Genomic DNA, 15,927 nt, shown 5'->3' on the forward strand with positions numbered 1-15,927 from the left:
TTTTAGCACCTTTATTAAAGTATTAACCCCATGGACAAGCATAATTCGGAAGAAAGCAAGATTCTCAGAACCAGAGATGGTTACCCTATTGCTGACAATCAAAACTCATTGACTGCTGGTCCTAGAGGTCCGGTAGCGATGCACGACTTCCATCTCTCCGAAAAACTAGCCCACTTTAACCGCGAACGCATTCCCGAACGAGTGGTTCATGCTAAGGGTGCAGGTGCATTTGGTACTTTTACTGTTACAAATGATATTACCAAGTACACTAAAGCTAAACTTTTCTCAGAGGTCGGGAAACAAACTCCAGTCTTGGCTCGTTTTTCCACTGTTGGTGGTGAAAAAGGTTCTGCTGATGCCGAGAGAGATCCTCGTGGATTTTCAGTCAAATTTTACACAGAAGAAGGTAACTGGGATATGGTTGGTAACAACACTCCTGTCTTCTTCATTCGCGATCCTCTTAAGTTTCCTGACTTTATCCATACTCAGAAGCGGTGTCCTGCGAATAATTTGAAAGACCCGTACATGCGTTGGGATTACTGGTCCCAATGTCCTGAAGCGCTACATCAAGTAACTATTCTCTATAGCGATCGCGGTATTCCCCAAAGTCATCGTCATATGAATGGTTATGGTAGCCATACCTTCAGTTTCGTAAATGATGAGAATCAAAGAATTTGGGTGAAGTTTCACTTTAAAACTTTACAGGGAATCAAAAATCTAACTGAAGAAGAAGCTACAGAAGTTAAAGCCAAAAATCCAGATAGCGCTACCGAAGACCTCTGGAATGCAATAGAGGAAGGTAATTATCCTAAGTGGCGCTTCTCCATTCAGGTAATGACTGAAGAGCAAGCCCAAAATCATCCCGATAATCCTTTTGACCTAACTAAGGTTTGGAAGCACAGCGATTATCCTTTAATTGAAGTGGGTATTCTCGAACTCAATCGCAATCCTGAAAACTATTTTGCTCAAATAGAACAAGCAGCGTTTTCTCCAAGTGCGGTTGTACCTGGAATTGGTTTCTCTCCCGATAAAACTCTAATCGCCAGGGTAATGACTTATGCTGACGCTCATCGTTATCGTTTAGGGACCAACTATCAACAACTACCTGTAAATGCACCTAGATGTCCATTTTCTGATTATCAGCGAGATGGAGCAATGAACTATGGAAATAACGGTGGGAGTTTACCTAATTACGAACCTAACAGCAACCCCAACGCACCAAAACCTGCTCCAAATTATGCCGAACCGCCCCTATCATTAGGAGATGTTGCAGTCGACCGCTACGACCATAGGGAAGGAAATGACGACTATTCTCAAGCAGGGGATTTATACCGTTTAATGAGCGAGGATGCAAAGGAAAGACTAACAGAAAATATCGCTAATAGTTTGGGTGAAGTTCCTGAAGATATTCAAAAGCGACAGTTATGTCAATTCTTCCGCGCTGATGTTGATTATGGTCGTCGAGTAGCTCAAAAAATTGGTATTGAGATTGATTTTTCCTCGCTTCCCAAAGAAGCACAGGCGGTAACAACTTGATAGTTCGAGATAATAGAATATTTATTTATGCGAACGCACCGCAAGTGATATTTTTTAGCAGATCATAACTTCAAATTCAGAGGGGATAGAACTCCTCTGAATTTATTTTTTACAAGTGTGTGTAATTTTGTAATTAGGGCTTGCTGTTAAAAAAGTCCTTTGGTGGGGTTAGGGAACAGGGAACAGTTTTAGCCCCATTTTTTCAAATTTTTTGGACTGCAAAAAATTGCAAATGCAAGGTTTTAACCTTTATATACTTATTCTCTTGCACTTTTTTCCACAAAGATAGCTTGAAAAGCTTACAAGATAAGAGTTTTAAAGTTATTCAGCAGACCCTAATTAAGATTTTTCAGTACCTGTTATGCCAACTATTAGTTAAACATCATACATCCACTTCAAAGTAAAGGTTTAAAGACCGAAATCATGTCAAAAGGATAAAATGTTAGCTTTTGTAGTCAACTTTCCTTATAAAGCCTGAATTCTTGGAGGTGCGGCTAGAATCACGAATAGGTTTTTAAGTCAAGCTTTTAGCATATTAAGTACCTAAGAGCCGTAATTAATAATTCGTAAATTATTTTCTGCAATTTTACGGAATCAAAAACACTTTTTTTGAATAAGAGTATGGGTAATTTACTTTTAAGAAACTAAATTTTGCTACGATCTCATTAGTGTCATGCATTTAGATTGATGTCATGCATTTAACACAAAAACGTCATATACAGAGATTATTTGCTCTACTTACAACTACTACGGTTTCTGTCTCATCCTTTTCTGGACTAGTGATGGGAAGCACTTGGGGAAAGGAGGTTGAAGAAAGCAAGATTCTAGATTACGTGGAGAAGTTGGAGAGCATTCATGAATTATTATCACTACAAACTGAACTGGAAAGTTTTAGAGAACTTACCCCAGAAGCAGTTCCCGAATATGTCAAAAAATTGCGGAGCAAAGATGAGAAAGTACGTTTAACTGCTGCTGTTGTTTTGGGGTTTATGGGAGAAAACGCAGAATCAGCAATATCAGCACTCACTCAAGCCTTGGAAGATAAAGATACGCAGGTTCGTCGGTTTGCTGCTAATGCTTTGGGAAACATTGGAGAAAAAGCTGTAGATGCTGTACCAGAACTCACCAAAGCCTTGAAAGACGAGAATGCACTAGTTCGCACAAATGCAGCTAGCGCTTTGGGAAGTATTGGTGAGGAAGCAAAATCAGCAGTACCAGCACTTATCCAAGCTTTAAAAGATGAGAATACATCAGTTCGCACAAATGCAGCCAGCGCTTTGGGAAATATTGGTGAGGAAACAAAATCAGCAGTACCAGCACTTATCCAAGCTTTAAAAGACGAGAGTACATCAGTTCGCTCCTCCGCAGCTAGTGCTTTGGGAAGGATTGGGGAGAAAGCAGAGCAAGCGGTACCAGCGCTCACCAAAGCTTTGAAAGATGAGAATACACGAGTTCGCTTCTCTGCGGTGGATGCTTTGGGAAGGATTGGAGAGACAACAGAGTCTACAGTATTAGCACTCACCAAAGCTTTGAAAGACGAGAATACAGGAGTGCGTCAGCATGCAGCGAATACTTTGGGAAGGATTGGAGAAAAAGCAGCAGACGCAGTAAAAGCACTCACTCAAGCCTTAGAAGACGAGAATACAGGAGTTCGTCAGCGTGCAGCTAATGCATTAGGAAAAATTGGAGAAAAAGCAGCAGACGCAGTAAAAGCACTCACCCAAGCCTTAGAAGACGAGAATACACAAGTTCGCTCTTCCGCAGCTTATGCTTTGGGAATGATTGGAGAAAAAGCAGCATATGCTGTACCAAAACTTACACAAGCCTTGGAAGGCAAAGATACACAAGTTCGTATGCATACAGCTTATGCATTGGGAAATATTGGAGAAAAAGCAGTAGATGCTGTACCAAAACTTACCCAAGCTTTAGAAGACAAGGATACACGAGTTCGCCTAGGTGCTGCCTTTGCTTTGATAAAGATTGGTGAAAAAAGAGTATTAGCATTTAATGTACTCAGCCAAGCTTTGCAAGACAAGAATAAATCTATTCGCCCTCATGCTGTTAATGTTTTGGGAAGCATAGCTACAAACTACCAAGATAAAGCAAGAGAATTATCTAATAAAGATTTGAATCGAGCCATAACCAACTTAGAAAAAGCTCAAAAGATTATAAATAACCCCAAACAGGATTTCAAATCCTCTCAGAAAGATGCTTTGAAACGCTCTCTTGATTTCCTCAAACAAAAAAGAGATTCCCGCTTTCAGGAACGCATCCTAGAATGGGTTGCTAAAAATCCTTTGTTCACAGTTCTAATAATTTACCTTATTTTCTTCCCTACCCTGTGGCTAGGGATTTTCTATTTACGTCCTTTGTGGTTGTTAAGGGTAGATCGCGCACTAGAACCCCTGAGCGAATATCAATTACCTGATTTTTTAGGAAATGTAAATTTACCGATTAAAAGTTTATTACTACTCGAACCCTTTATTTATCGTCACAGAGTATTAGATGCATGGGTCGCAGAAAATATTGCAGCAGCAAAAGAAGGCTTTGAGAAAAAAGAGACAGTGCGCGATCGCAACACCCATATTCCCATCCCAGTTATTCTTGATCGCAAAACAATCGGAAACTTTACAGGAAAAGATTTACAACCAATTTTCAATAAAACACGTGCAACTTTGTTAATTCACGGTGAAGGTGGTGCGGGTAAAACCAGTCTTGCTTGTCAATTGGCTCAGTGGGGGATGTCTGACGAGCCCACACAGCGTCTGTGCAAACATCAGATGTTACCAGTTTTAATTGAAGAAGAAATTGATAGTGTAGAGACCGAACGCAGTTCATCTCTACAGCAAACAATTTGTGGACAATTGCAAGCACTTATTGGTACAGCAAAACCCATTCCCAACAAGTTACTCGAACACCTGTTGCGGGAAAGACGGATTTTGGTAATAGTAGACCATCTCTCGGAAATGAATGAGGCTACACGAAATCAAATTCGTCCGGGAGATGCGGACTTTATTGCTAATAGTTTAATTATCACTTCCCGTCTGGAAGAAAGTCTTGATAGCGTACCCAAAACTGTAGTTAAACCATTACGAGTGACTGGTAATAAACTTTCATCTTTTATGGAAGCATATTTAACCCAGCGAGGAAAACGCCAGTTATTTAACGATGCAGAATATTTTGATGCTTGTCGTCGTTTATCTTTGATGGTGGGAGAACGCAATATTACCGTATTGCTAGCTAAACTTTACGCTGAACAAATGATTGCTAATGTAGAAAAATTGCATGTAAATACCCTACAAAATTCATACGCTACATCTTTACAAGGTTTACCCAATAATATTCCAGATTTAATGCTTGCTTATCTTAACGAACTAAATCGCGATACAGAAGAAAACGAACCGGATAACCGCACAGTGCAAAGGGATGCAAAAATTATAGCTTGGGAATGTCTCAAACAGAATTTTCGTTCTACCCATGCCAAACTTGATGATGTCTTAATTGCACTGGATGAGAATAATGAGGTTGCTATAGCACATTTGGAACATTTAGAAAAAGATTTGCACTTAATTCAATTTGTTCAACCGGCACAAAATAAAATCCGTTTTGCATTGGATCCTTTAGCAGAATATCTTGCTGCTTTATATTTGATGGAATCTTACCAAGATAATGATAGGGAGTGGCACAAATTCATCGCCAAAATTAATTTAATACGAGACAAAGCCGCAATTAAAGGTTTTCTGCTAGCACTACGGGACTGTTGTTTAGTAAAAGGTAAAGAAGCACGAGTTCCAAGCTTTGTTACAGATGAACTTGCAAAGCAAACTGGATTATTGAGCGAACAAAAACAGCAACCCGTTAAATATACTTAAGTACATTTACTCGCTTTCGGAAAAAATTTTACGATAACTGCATAAAAAATAAAAGTCATCCGTATTAACAATTAACGAGCTTGGAAACTCTATATTTTACGCAACTAGTGAGGTCTTAACTTCTGGAACGTTTGACAAATCATCGTTTTTAGTAAATTTATCTTCTCCGAGGTGAAATTTATCTTCTCCAGGGTGATTTATCAAAGTTCTAAATAAATGGGTCACAATGTCAGAGTCAATGGACTCTGATTTTTTTTGGTCGCTTATATTGTGGTTTGGCTAACAGTGAAGTGATGTCGGTACTATTAATTAGTATCAATTACTTTATAAACTTTGACTAACGAGTATTCGCAAATAAGAAATCAGGTAATTCAAGAACATGAAAGTAAAATAATCCCAAAATTAGGAATGTATAAGCCGTCGAACTTCCCAAACCCACCAATAAATCTTTCTTGAGGTTTCTTTCTTTCTGCTGTTCCACAAAAATATCTGTTACCCCCATTTGCATCATCAAAATGCCCAAAACGTTGGATATCCAGTAACCGATAATGGTAAAGGGTAAAAACAAATCTTGGGAAATCCAACTGACTGCATAACCAAAAAGATAAGCGATGGGTAGGTTAAAAAACAGGTCGTTCCACCAAGATAATGGTGAGAGCATATAACCCACACCCACAAAGACTAACCCCTTGATTTTTGTCAGCATTATTTCAAGCTTTATTTATCTGCTATATCTATTTTTCAACTTTTGTTAACAACTGTAAAGGTCTTATTTGTAAACAGGATTTACGTAAACTGAATTGTCATTGCGACGCAAGGAAGCAATCTCACTGATTTTGGTATCATGAATTATTTTTCGGAATTCCTATTAATTAAACTAACCCATATTTTTTCATAGTACAGATGGAGAAACAAATGCAGATACGGGAAGCGTCGAATTCAGATTTGGAAGATGTATTACTTGTAGAACGTTTAGCCTTTGGTGAAGAAGAAGAAGCTGAATTAGTGAAAAATCTTTTAAGCGATCGCAGTGCATACCCAATTTTATCTTTGCTTGCTTTTCAAGATGATCGCCCTGTAGGACATATTTTATTTACCAAGGCTCATCTCAGAAATAATCAAAATAGGTTAGTTACCAGTATCAATAGCGATTTTAGCACCTCTAGCAGTAGTTCCTGATGCTCAAAACCAAGGGATTGGGGGAAAGTTAATCAAAACGGGATTAGAATTTTTATCAAAATCAGGAGTTGCTCTGGTATTCGTACTCGGATATACAGAATACTATTCAAAACATGGTTTTAAACCAGCAGGTCGTCTTGGATTTGATGCACCATATCCTATTCCAGATAAACATGCAGATGCATGGATGGTTCAAGCTCTTAGTTCAGGTGCAATGCTCCCAACTGGAGCTACCCAAGGAGCATTCGCTTCTGTTTCCGGTCAGGTCATTTGTGCTGATACCCTAAATAAACCTGAATATTGGCGAGAGTAGCGCTACGTGCAAGTCAAAATATTTCCTATGTCCCGCGGACACGTTGAGAACGCGCTACGCGTTTAGCTTCTACGCTAAAATACTAACAAAAGTCAAAATTCAAAAGTTATGAGTTTTAGCATTAATCAATGTCCTAATGGATACATCTATTGCTGTAAGTATTTTTGTTTACTGACTTAAGAATTCAAGCACCTGTTTATCAAACTCAACTGGGTTAACCAAATTGGATGGATCCATTGATTGTTCCAATACAACAAATTCAGAGTTGGGTAATGAATCTGCAATCTTGCAATTAATTTCAATAAACCACTGACCAAATTCTGCACCAACTATTATTAATGTAGGTGTGGTTATAGCTTTCAATTTCTCTAACACATCGATGCGATTAATAGCCTTTCTCGCTAATATCATCTGATTTAGATCTACATCCAAACTAACTCTCTCAAAATATTCTTGAGCTTCCCGAGCATATGCAGGTTTATATGTAGAGCGCATTCCTTGGGATAGGATTTTTTTACCTAATATCTTAAATAGGTAAAATCCAAGTATTGAGGAGAATCCAAGTATTTTCTCCTTAAATGTACTTAGTTTGCCAAAGGAATCGGCAATAATCATTTTTCCTACCATCTGCGGATGATGAGCTACAAATGATTGGGCTATGACTCCGCCCATACTAGCCCCTATTAAAGTACACTTTTCTATATTATTATTCTCTAACAGCCAATTAATTTGATTGTGCCAATCAGACAAATCGATATGGCTCAACTTTGAAGACAACCCATGACCAAAAAGATCGGGTACAAGCAGATGATAACCAAGAGGTGGATATTTTTCGATTTGTGGTTTCCACATTTCATGGTCTGCACCGATACCGTGTAATAACAATAAGGTTTCGGTTTCAGAAGCTTTATCGCCAAATATTTTGTAGTAGGTTTGTGTACCGTCTGGGTTGTGGAGTAGCATACTATACTTTTGGATTTAACAAAATTATGGTAGCTATTATGTGGGTTTCATGGTGCGACGAATTTATCTTTCAAAACCAATTGTGACATTCTGGAGTACAGAATATGTCTTATTATCTCATATTTTATTAAGTTAAAACACTTGTTATTAATACAACGAAAGTGTAATTAAAAAATACTTTTTTGGGATTGGGTACTAATTTAGTATTACGGCCAAATTCTGAAACGGAAGGGTTGACTTTAAGTAATGCGAGCGCAGAATTGTTACCTAATATTAATAATCAAAATCCTTTGGTTGGAACTTTGTTGAGTACCTACCAAGATGATATTCATTAGTTAGTACAAGTTATCTTGGATAGAAAAATCTAACTGTGTCCAACTTCGTCTAATTTTTATGCACCGGTTGACATTACTTGGCAATCGAATAAACTATTAGAATGAACATTCACTCAGAAGATAAAAAACAGCGTATTCTAGATGCGACCATGGAGCTAATTGCCGAAAATGGTCTTCATGCTACACCGATGTCCCAGGTCAGTAAACGTTCTGGGGTCTCTGCTGGAACTATTTACCACTATTTCTCCAGCAAGGAAGTGTTGATTAATGAGTTGTATCTAGAACAAAAGAAAGCGCTGTATAATTCAGCTTTTCATGGTTACGATATCCAGTCTTCTTACGAAGAGAGGTTTTTCCTGATGTGGCGAAACGTCTTTAGCTACTTGGTCGCTAGACCCGTAGAACTTCTATTTATGGAGCAGTGTGCCATTTCGCCCCTCGTATCGGCAAAGGCAAAAGAAACTATTAACCGCTACGTTGCTCCTCTGGCTGGATTTGTTACGGAAGGCATTGAAGCAGGATGCTTAAAAAAAATGGATATTCAACTCGCCCTGTCATTTATTTATGGCAGTATCGTTAGCACTGCTAAACTCCAATTATCAGAAATGCTGGAAATCACTGATGAATATCGGGAAACTGCTGCTCAAATCTGTTGGGATGGGCTAAAGGCAGGATAATTTTTTTACAACTTTTCGAATGAACGTTCATTCTATATTCTATAAGCAGCTATGAGCAAGTTAATTCTATCGCAGGTGCTTTGTCAGGGATAGGCAAGGAAACTGCTGCAATCTTTATTAGACAGAATCCGCATTGATTACAAAGCAATATTTATTTAATGAAAGGAGTCATAAGATGCTAATCAGAGCTATAGGTAAAACGATAGGTAATACTGTTCTTTATCCAGCCGAACAACCCATTCCCAAGACACCTAAGGACTATGGTATTGATTACAAAGACGTAAAATTTCCCGCTCACGACAGGGTGCAACTAGCAGGTTGGTTGTTGAACGAAAATGGCGAAAAAGTAATCATCATGAACCATTTCGGCTATCGTGCTAACCGCTATGGCTATCAGGTAAAATACCAGCCGATGCTGACCCGCCCCTACAAACATGATATTGAATTTGTGAAAGTAGCCAAACGTCTGACCGATGCTGGATATGCAGTGTTAATGTATGACCTGCGCAACCACGGTGAGAGTGGCAAAAGTAAACTAGGCGTGGGTACTGGCGGTGTAGACGAGGGCAATGATGTGCTTGGAGCAGTTAGGTTTATTGCACATAATGAAAGCAGTACTCAGGGCAAACCCATCGGTTTGTTGAGCTACTGTATGGGCGCAAATGCTACTTTCTATGCTCAGGGTATGGATCCAGAATTATTCTCCTGCTCAAATGTCAAGGCGCTGGTAGCAATACAACCTTTGACTAACGGTGAGTTTCTGCGTTCTTATGGCATCAAGGGGCGGATTTTCAAGCATGTTGAAGCCCATTATAAAAAACACACAGGGATATCACTCGATCATCCGATTTTAGATTGTGTTGCGAAAGTTGTAACACCAACTTTACTAGTACAGAGTCGGAAAGACCCTTGGACAAATTTAGGCTTCATTAATGATGTTTTTTCGGCTCTTCCAGTGGAAAAGGAAATGAAGTGGCTTGAAGAACCTACACATCGGTTTGATGGGTACAACTGGTTTGGCGACCGTCCCGAAGACATGCTGTCATGGTTCTACACCTATCTCTAGACAGAAGGCGGAGAATATTTAGACTTTTCTTAGTTCTCTAACACAGGGAACTATTTTCGCTGCGAACGAAGATGGTAGTGTGTCTCCTTTTATTTAAAGATGATCGCTTAATCTCTAGTTTGGGTATTGCGATCAAAATTTACTTACCATCCCATTCTCCAGAATTATAAACAGCAGAGAGATTATGGAATTTAGTTACCATACAAAATTTTCAAAGCTTTTAGTTTTCAAAGCTTTTAGATTTAAATATTTCAGTGTCAATTTTATCGTAAGTGTTCAATTTTTTTCTGAGTAAAGTCTCAGAGAGGAATAACCCTCGCTTTGAGCACATCGACAACCGAAGGATCGTGAGAAGTAAATATCAAAGTCCCCCCATTGCCGGTAAAATTCTTTAACACATCCAACATCAGCGCTAAAGATTTTGGATCTTGTCCCACCATAATTTCATCAAGTAAACAAATCTGTGGCTGTCTTGCTAAAACAGCTCCTAAAGCTAATCTCCGTTTCTGTCCCTGGGAAAGGGAATGGGGATGTTGCTCAATTAATAAACTTAAATTTAATTTTTCAATTAACGAACTTCCAACTTCTGGAGTTACACCTGGTTGAAAAATTTCCGACTGAACGCTATCAGCAAAAAGTTGATGGTTGGGATTTTGCAGCACAAAACCGACATTTTTAGCGATTTGAACAACACTGCGCTTGGTAACGTCTCTACCGAGAACTTCTAACTTACCTGTAGCGGGTTTAAGTAAACCACTTAAAAGTTTAAGCAAAGTTGTTTTACCACAACCATTGTCGCCTTTAAGTAATACAGTTTCCCCACTATTTACTTGTAAATTTGGGTAAGCAGGATACCCCCCCCAACTGAGATTTTGGGTTTGTAGCACAATGGCGTTGGAAGTCTGTTGAAGATTGTTGGGAACTGGGGAAGTATGAGTAATCAAATCCGTTGAGACGTGGTACGACCGATCTCTAAAATAATTTTGATTGGATGATAAACGATTTTCATCCTCCCAATCAGCAACGCCGGGAATATCCCACTCAGAAAGTTTACCATCTTGGAAACGAAAAATACGATTGCAAATTTCTTTTACCACATCAAAGCGATGTTCGATTAGAATTACAGATTGTCCTCGATCTCTGCGGGAGTTTAATATTTGCGTCAATAATTCTACCCCCTTAGTATCGAGAAAAGCAAAAGGTTCATCTAAAAGTAATACAGGTTGACCTGTTGCTAACATACATCCCAACAGTAGACGTTGTTTTTGTCCAGCAGAAAGTTGGTTAATATGCCAATTCCTTTGAAGATCCAATCCAAACTCTTGTAAGGAAGTTTCTGCTAATAGGGGAATTTCTTTGGTGTCAATATTCCAATTTTCCAAGCCAAAAACCAATTCTTCCCAAACTCTATCGGTAAAGATTTGGGTTTCTACATTCTGCAACAAAATACAAAAATTTTGCGATCGCTCTCTGATAGATTGCTGATTTATCTCATTTCCTTGGTAAAGTATTTGACCATTTAATTTACCACCAATATGTTCGGGTGAAATACCTGCAATGCAATTAAGTAAAGTACTTTTACCACTACCGGTCGCCCCAGCGATTAAGATAACTTCTCCGGGATATACCTCAAAATTAATATCTGCAATTGTTGGTTTTGACTTTCCAATATGGGTAAAGGAAAGATTAATTACTTCCAGCTGCGGATTTAATTGACTATGTTTGCTTGCATTCCCCATTCGATATAACCTACACCCAATAGTATTAGTACTACACCCACACCAAAAACTAAATCCTTAATTTTCCAGGTTAGTGGTTTAGAGTTACTTCTGGGAAGTGCAGGGTCATAACCTCTAGTTTGTAACCCAATGGTAACATCATCGGCATAGGCAACTATTTGAAAAACTAAGGGAATAAACAAACCCTTAAACCAATGTTGTGGTTGGAGACTTAAGTTGACCCCACGTAATCGATTTGCATCAATAATTCGTTGGGTTTCTTGTTGGATAATCGGTAAGAAGCGCCAGATTAACATTAAACTTAGTGTCAAAAAACTTGGTAAACGTGCTGCTTGTAAGGTTCTAATTAAATCTGCTGGAGGAGTCGTACCAGCAAGTAAAGGTGCAGGTATAGCGATCGCCAATAAGCGTAAGGCGCTAAAAAGGGATTTTTCCAAATCTCCCAATAACCAAGTAGAAAGTGCAACAAAAAATGTGATTACCAAGGAAACTCTTATTAAAGTTTTAGTTTGGAGGGTAACTTGGGTGAACAGCAAAATTAATAGTATTCCTACCAGTGAACCGACTGAATAGATATTTTGCAGCAAAAACGCAAAACCTATTAGGACAACACAAGTAATTATTTTAACTAAAGGGTTAACTTGAGCAAGAAAGGTATATTTTCGCTGATTTGGTTTTTGTTTATTAAATTTATGATTTGGTTGTTTTTTATTAAATCTAGAGGTCAGCATCTAATTTCCCAGCTTGCTTAAGTTGTTTAATTACTAGTTCTCCTAACCACCAACCAATTGCACCAGTAGCACAGGAAGCTATCCCCATAACTACAAAAATCCAAGGTTGAGTTAGAAGTTGGGCAAACTTACCTCCTACCATGTAAGCTGCAATTAACAAACCTAAAGGAGCAGCACTACCGAAGAATACAATATTACCAAGTAAGCGGTTTCCTTTACTGTGATAATTCCCTCGAAAAAAGATTATCAATTCAGTTAACAGGCTAGTAGCAGCTAAATAAAGGGTAATTGCAGGAGAGATTGCTCCCAATAATAAAGCTAAAGGCACAATCATTAAGGCGACGCTACCTTTACGTTGCAATCTTGCCATACCGATGGTCATAAAAATACCACCAAAAGGTCCCCAAGCCACAAGTTGGAGCCCGGGGAAAAAAGCTGCTAAAGGACCAACTATCAGTACAGCGATTACCATCCCGATGGTCATAAAAGCGGCAAAAACATAGTCTTTTAAACGCCAGGTTGAATTTTGCATTTTTATTTAATAGAAGTTTATTTGCACGAGAAGTTTTTAATTCAACTTTTCTATCTGATACCAATTTGGAAAAATAATGAGACAGATAGATTTTTGTAGAGACGTTGCATGCAACGTCTCTACCGGAGAATCTGTTGCAATGATTTATCGAATTGGTACGATGACTTAAGTTGTGATTTACAAAATTAGAGTTGCAAATATCAGAGTTGTGGATTCTCCTACCCCCTTGAAAATGAATAATTCAAAGCCCCATTTATTAGTGAAATTGAGGTTATTATGAGATATTTTATTTACAACTAGCAACTTGAGTTAATATTTATTTGTTTTTATAGTTGAATTTGATTTAAATTGGGCAAACTCCTTTTTGCTTCTTGATTTGGCATAACTTTGAATTCTCATACAACTGAAGAAAAGAATGTTATTTTAAGGCTCTTTAATTTTAAATATAACTAAGATGTGGTAATATCTTTAACATAAATCTGTAAATTAATCTTCAGTTTTTCTACGAGAAAGATGTTGCATATATAAAGTAGTTAAGCTATGTGTGGTTAATAGGGGTTTGAGAATTTGAACAAGTTGGTAGTTTTGAAATTTGGAAAAGGTAGCTTTGAAGAGGGTTTTCCAGCTATTTTTCAAATTGGAGAAGAGAATGCTCCACCTTCCACTGAAGTTATGGGGGAACTTCCCGCCAATGAAGTCTTACCTCAAACTTATCGACGTTGGCAAGAAATTTACTCTAATATGAGTTATCCAGGAAGACCTATTGGTGTTCCCAAGGGACGAGTAAGAAGTTCTACCTGTGAAGAGTGTTTGGTTGCTGCGCAGAAACTCAACAAACAACTCAATAATTGGTTAAAATCAAGTTCTTTTCTTCCTATTCGTGAAAAATGGTTGGAGAAGTTACTCCCATCTGATGATTTACAAGTAATTATACAAACTCAAAATTATCAACTTCAAAAATTACCCTGGCATTTATGGGATATAGTGGAACGTTATCCCAAGGTGGAAATAGGGTTAAGTTCTCCTAGTTATGACCGCGTATTTCGGGAGCAAGAACCTGTAGAAAAAGTTAAGATTCTGGCTATTTTAGGAAACAGTACGGGAATTGACATTGAAGCAGATAAAAATTTATTAGCAGAATTACCTAATGCAGATATCAATTTTATGGTGGAACCACCTCGTAGTAAGTTGACAGAGGAGCTATGGGAACAAAAATGGCAGATACTTTTTTTTGCGGGACATAGCTTCAGTCAAGCAGACGGTGAGAGCGGACGGATATACATTAATCAAAATCAGAGTTTAACAATTGGTCAATTAAAGTATGCTTTGAGAAAAGCTGTAGATAACGGTTTAAAATTAGCAATTTTTAATTCCTGTGATGGTTTAGGACTAGCAAAAGAATTTGCAGACTTAAAAATTCCCTATTTGATCGTGATGCGGGAAGTTGTACCAGACCAAGTTGCTCAAGAGTTTCTTAAATCTTTTCTCAAAACTTTTGTCACTGATATACCTTTATATCGAGCCTTACGGGAAGCCAGAGAACGATTACAAGGTTTAGAAAGTAAATTTCCCTGTGCAAGCTGGTTACCAATAATATATCAGCACCAAGCAGAAACACCTTTAACTTGGAAAAGCATGATTGGAACAGTTGCAAATACTGGAACTAATCGGAATGCGGTCAGAAAAAAGGGGTTGAAAAATGTCTTATTTTCTAGCTTAGTTGTAAGTAGTTTGGTGGTTGGAATGCGTTTATTGGGACTACTCCAAACCTTAGAATTACAAGCATTTGACCAGATGATGAAATTGCGACCAAGCGAAGGGATTGACGAACGTTTGTTATTGATAACTATAAACGATGCTGACATTGAAGCCCAAAGAAAGAGAGGAGAAGAACTTAAAGGTGTTTCTCTTTCCGATAAATCTTTAGAAAGAACGCTGGAAATTTTACAAAAATATCAGCCAAGTGTAATTGGTTTAGACGTCTACCGTGATTTCAAAACCAACCCTAAATATAAGAAGTTAATTGCTGGGTTAAAAAATACAGAAAACTTGATCGGTATTTGTAAGGTCAGCAGTGTAGAGTCAGATCCTTATGGAGTCCGTCCTCCGAAAGAATTTCCTGTAGAACGTTTGGGATTCAGTGACTTTATAGATGATAGAGATAATGTATTGCGACGACATTTGTTGTCCATGAACTCAAAACCGAGTTCTCATTGTCAGTCATTATATGCTTTGAGTTTACAACTGGCTTCTCGCTATCTGCTGCAGATTCACAACGTTCAAGTTAAATTAACTTCTGATCGTCAAAACTGGCAAATTGGTAATGTAGTTTTTCATAAACTAAAATCCCGTAGTGGTGGTTATCAAGGTATCGACGCGAACAGCGAACAGATTTTACTTAACTACCGTGCTGGTAATGATATTGCTCAAAAATTAACACTCCAAGAACTGTTTGATGCTGAAAATAATTCAGAAGCTTTAGAGAAATTTATTAAAGACAAAGTTATATTAATTGGTATTACAGAAAATAGTAATGAAGACCGCTGGCTAACTCCCTATGGAAAACTCTTTAAAAACCAAATGTTTGGCGTTGAAGCACAGGCGCATATGGTTAGTCAAATACTTGCTGCAGTGTTAGATCGACGCCCTTTAATAGGAGTTTTACCAGTATGGGGAGATATCCTATTTATTTGGGCTTGGTCTTTAGTTGGCGGTAGTATTGCAGGGTTATTATGCTGGCGTAAAATACTATTGAAACAGTTAATTACCCAATTAGGATTAGCTTTTTTATTAAGTTGTGGTATTCTCTACAGTGTTTGTTTTTATATTTTAATTAAAGGTACTTGGCTCGCATTTACCCCATCATGTATAAGTTTATTGGGAAGTATAAGTATCGTCTTTTTATCGTTGAAAAATAATAAGTAATTTTTCATGGGTGTGCATTAACTTATCAAGATAGTAAGAAGCTATCAGCACCAAAAATT

Annotated in this window: 13 protein-coding genes; 7 read left to right on the top strand and 6 right to left on the bottom strand. The window is 38.0% G+C overall.

Annotated features, from left to right (window positions below; translation table 11 throughout):
- The first annotated feature begins 30 nt into the window (after positions 1 to 30).
- The gene (locus BC008_RS05315) at positions 31 to 1,536 is read left to right on the top strand and encodes a catalase (protein ID WP_027844204.1); all 1,506 of its coding nucleotides are present in this window, start codon (positions 31 to 33) and stop codon (positions 1,534 to 1,536) included.
- Positions 1,537 to 2,228: 692 nt separating this feature from the next.
- Positions 2,229 to 5,408 (top strand): HEAT repeat domain-containing protein, encoded by a 3,180-nt coding sequence (locus BC008_RS05320; RefSeq protein WP_082650489.1) that lies wholly within the window; start codon positions 2,229 to 2,231, stop codon positions 5,406 to 5,408.
- Between the two features lie 96 nt (positions 5,409 to 5,504).
- On the opposite strand, the gene BC008_RS52025 is transcribed toward BC008_RS05320, so the two are convergent.
- A complete protein-coding gene (locus tag BC008_RS52025) occupies positions 5,505 to 5,633 on the bottom strand; it encodes a hypothetical protein (RefSeq protein WP_268768199.1) in 129 nt (42 codons plus the stop codon).
- Positions 5,634 to 5,745: 112 nt separating this feature from the next.
- Positions 5,746 to 6,114, bottom strand: a complete 369-nt coding sequence (locus BC008_RS05325) for a hypothetical protein (protein ID WP_027844205.1) — start codon at positions 6,112 to 6,114, stop codon at positions 5,746 to 5,748.
- Positions 6,115 to 6,323: 209 nt separating this feature from the next.
- Between BC008_RS05325 and BC008_RS50320 the strand changes: the two genes are divergently transcribed.
- Both BC008_RS50320 and BC008_RS52030 read left to right on the top strand, forming a co-directional pair.
- Complete coding sequence (locus tag BC008_RS50320) at positions 6,324 to 6,587, top strand: GNAT family N-acetyltransferase (protein ID WP_201026082.1); 264 nt, start codon at positions 6,324 to 6,326, stop codon at positions 6,585 to 6,587.
- 187 nt (positions 6,588 to 6,774) lie between these two features.
- The gene (locus BC008_RS52030) at positions 6,775 to 6,900 is read left to right on the top strand and encodes a hypothetical protein (protein ID WP_268768200.1); all 126 of its coding nucleotides are present in this window, start codon (positions 6,775 to 6,777) and stop codon (positions 6,898 to 6,900) included.
- A 168-nt stretch (positions 6,901 to 7,068) separates the two neighbouring features.
- On the opposite strand, the gene BC008_RS05335 is transcribed toward BC008_RS52030, so the two are convergent.
- On the bottom strand, positions 7,069 to 7,863 hold the full coding sequence (locus BC008_RS05335) for an alpha/beta fold hydrolase (protein WP_027844206.1): 795 nt from the start codon (positions 7,861 to 7,863) through the stop codon (positions 7,069 to 7,071).
- A 436-nt stretch (positions 7,864 to 8,299) separates the two neighbouring features.
- Between BC008_RS05335 and BC008_RS05340 the strand changes: the two genes are divergently transcribed.
- Complete coding sequence (locus BC008_RS05340; RefSeq protein ID WP_027844207.1) at positions 8,300 to 8,875, top strand: TetR/AcrR family transcriptional regulator; 576 nt, start codon at positions 8,300 to 8,302, stop codon at positions 8,873 to 8,875.
- A 175-nt stretch (positions 8,876 to 9,050) separates the two neighbouring features.
- Positions 9,051 to 9,941, top strand: a complete 891-nt coding sequence (locus BC008_RS05345; RefSeq protein ID WP_027844208.1) for an alpha/beta hydrolase — start codon at positions 9,051 to 9,053, stop codon at positions 9,939 to 9,941.
- 299 nt (positions 9,942 to 10,240) lie between these two features.
- Here the strand turns inward: BC008_RS05345 and BC008_RS05350 are convergent, their stop codons facing one another.
- The 3 genes from BC008_RS05350 to BC008_RS05360 are packed head-to-tail and all read right to left on the bottom strand — an operon-like array spanning position 10,241 to position 12,943.
- Complete coding sequence (locus BC008_RS05350) at positions 10,241 to 11,680, bottom strand: ABC transporter ATP-binding protein (protein ID WP_036266120.1); 1,440 nt, start codon at positions 11,678 to 11,680, stop codon at positions 10,241 to 10,243.
- A complete protein-coding gene (locus tag BC008_RS05355) occupies positions 11,650 to 12,411 on the bottom strand; it encodes an energy-coupling factor transporter transmembrane component T family protein (protein ID WP_082650490.1) in 762 nt (253 codons plus the stop codon). Before BC008_RS05355 ends, BC008_RS05350 begins: the two co-directional genes overlap by 31 nt.
- Entirely contained in the window at positions 12,398 to 12,943 is a 546-nt protein-coding gene (locus BC008_RS05360; protein WP_036266123.1) for a hypothetical protein, read from the bottom strand. The genes BC008_RS05355 and BC008_RS05360 overlap by 14 nt, the downstream gene beginning before the upstream one ends.
- Positions 12,944 to 13,510: 567 nt before the next feature.
- Here BC008_RS05360 and BC008_RS05365 point away from each other — a divergent pair.
- Positions 13,511 to 15,868 carry a CHASE2 domain-containing protein gene (locus tag BC008_RS05365; RefSeq protein WP_027844876.1) on the top strand — a complete coding sequence of 786 codons (2,358 nt, stop codon included), beginning with the start codon at positions 13,511 to 13,513 and terminating at the stop codon, positions 15,866 to 15,868.
- Positions 15,869 to 15,927: the final 59 nt, after the last annotated feature.

The organism is Mastigocoleus testarum BC008 (assembly GCF_001456025.1).
Classification (GTDB): domain Bacteria; phylum Cyanobacteriota; class Cyanobacteriia; order Cyanobacteriales; family Nostocaceae; genus Mastigocoleus; species Mastigocoleus testarum.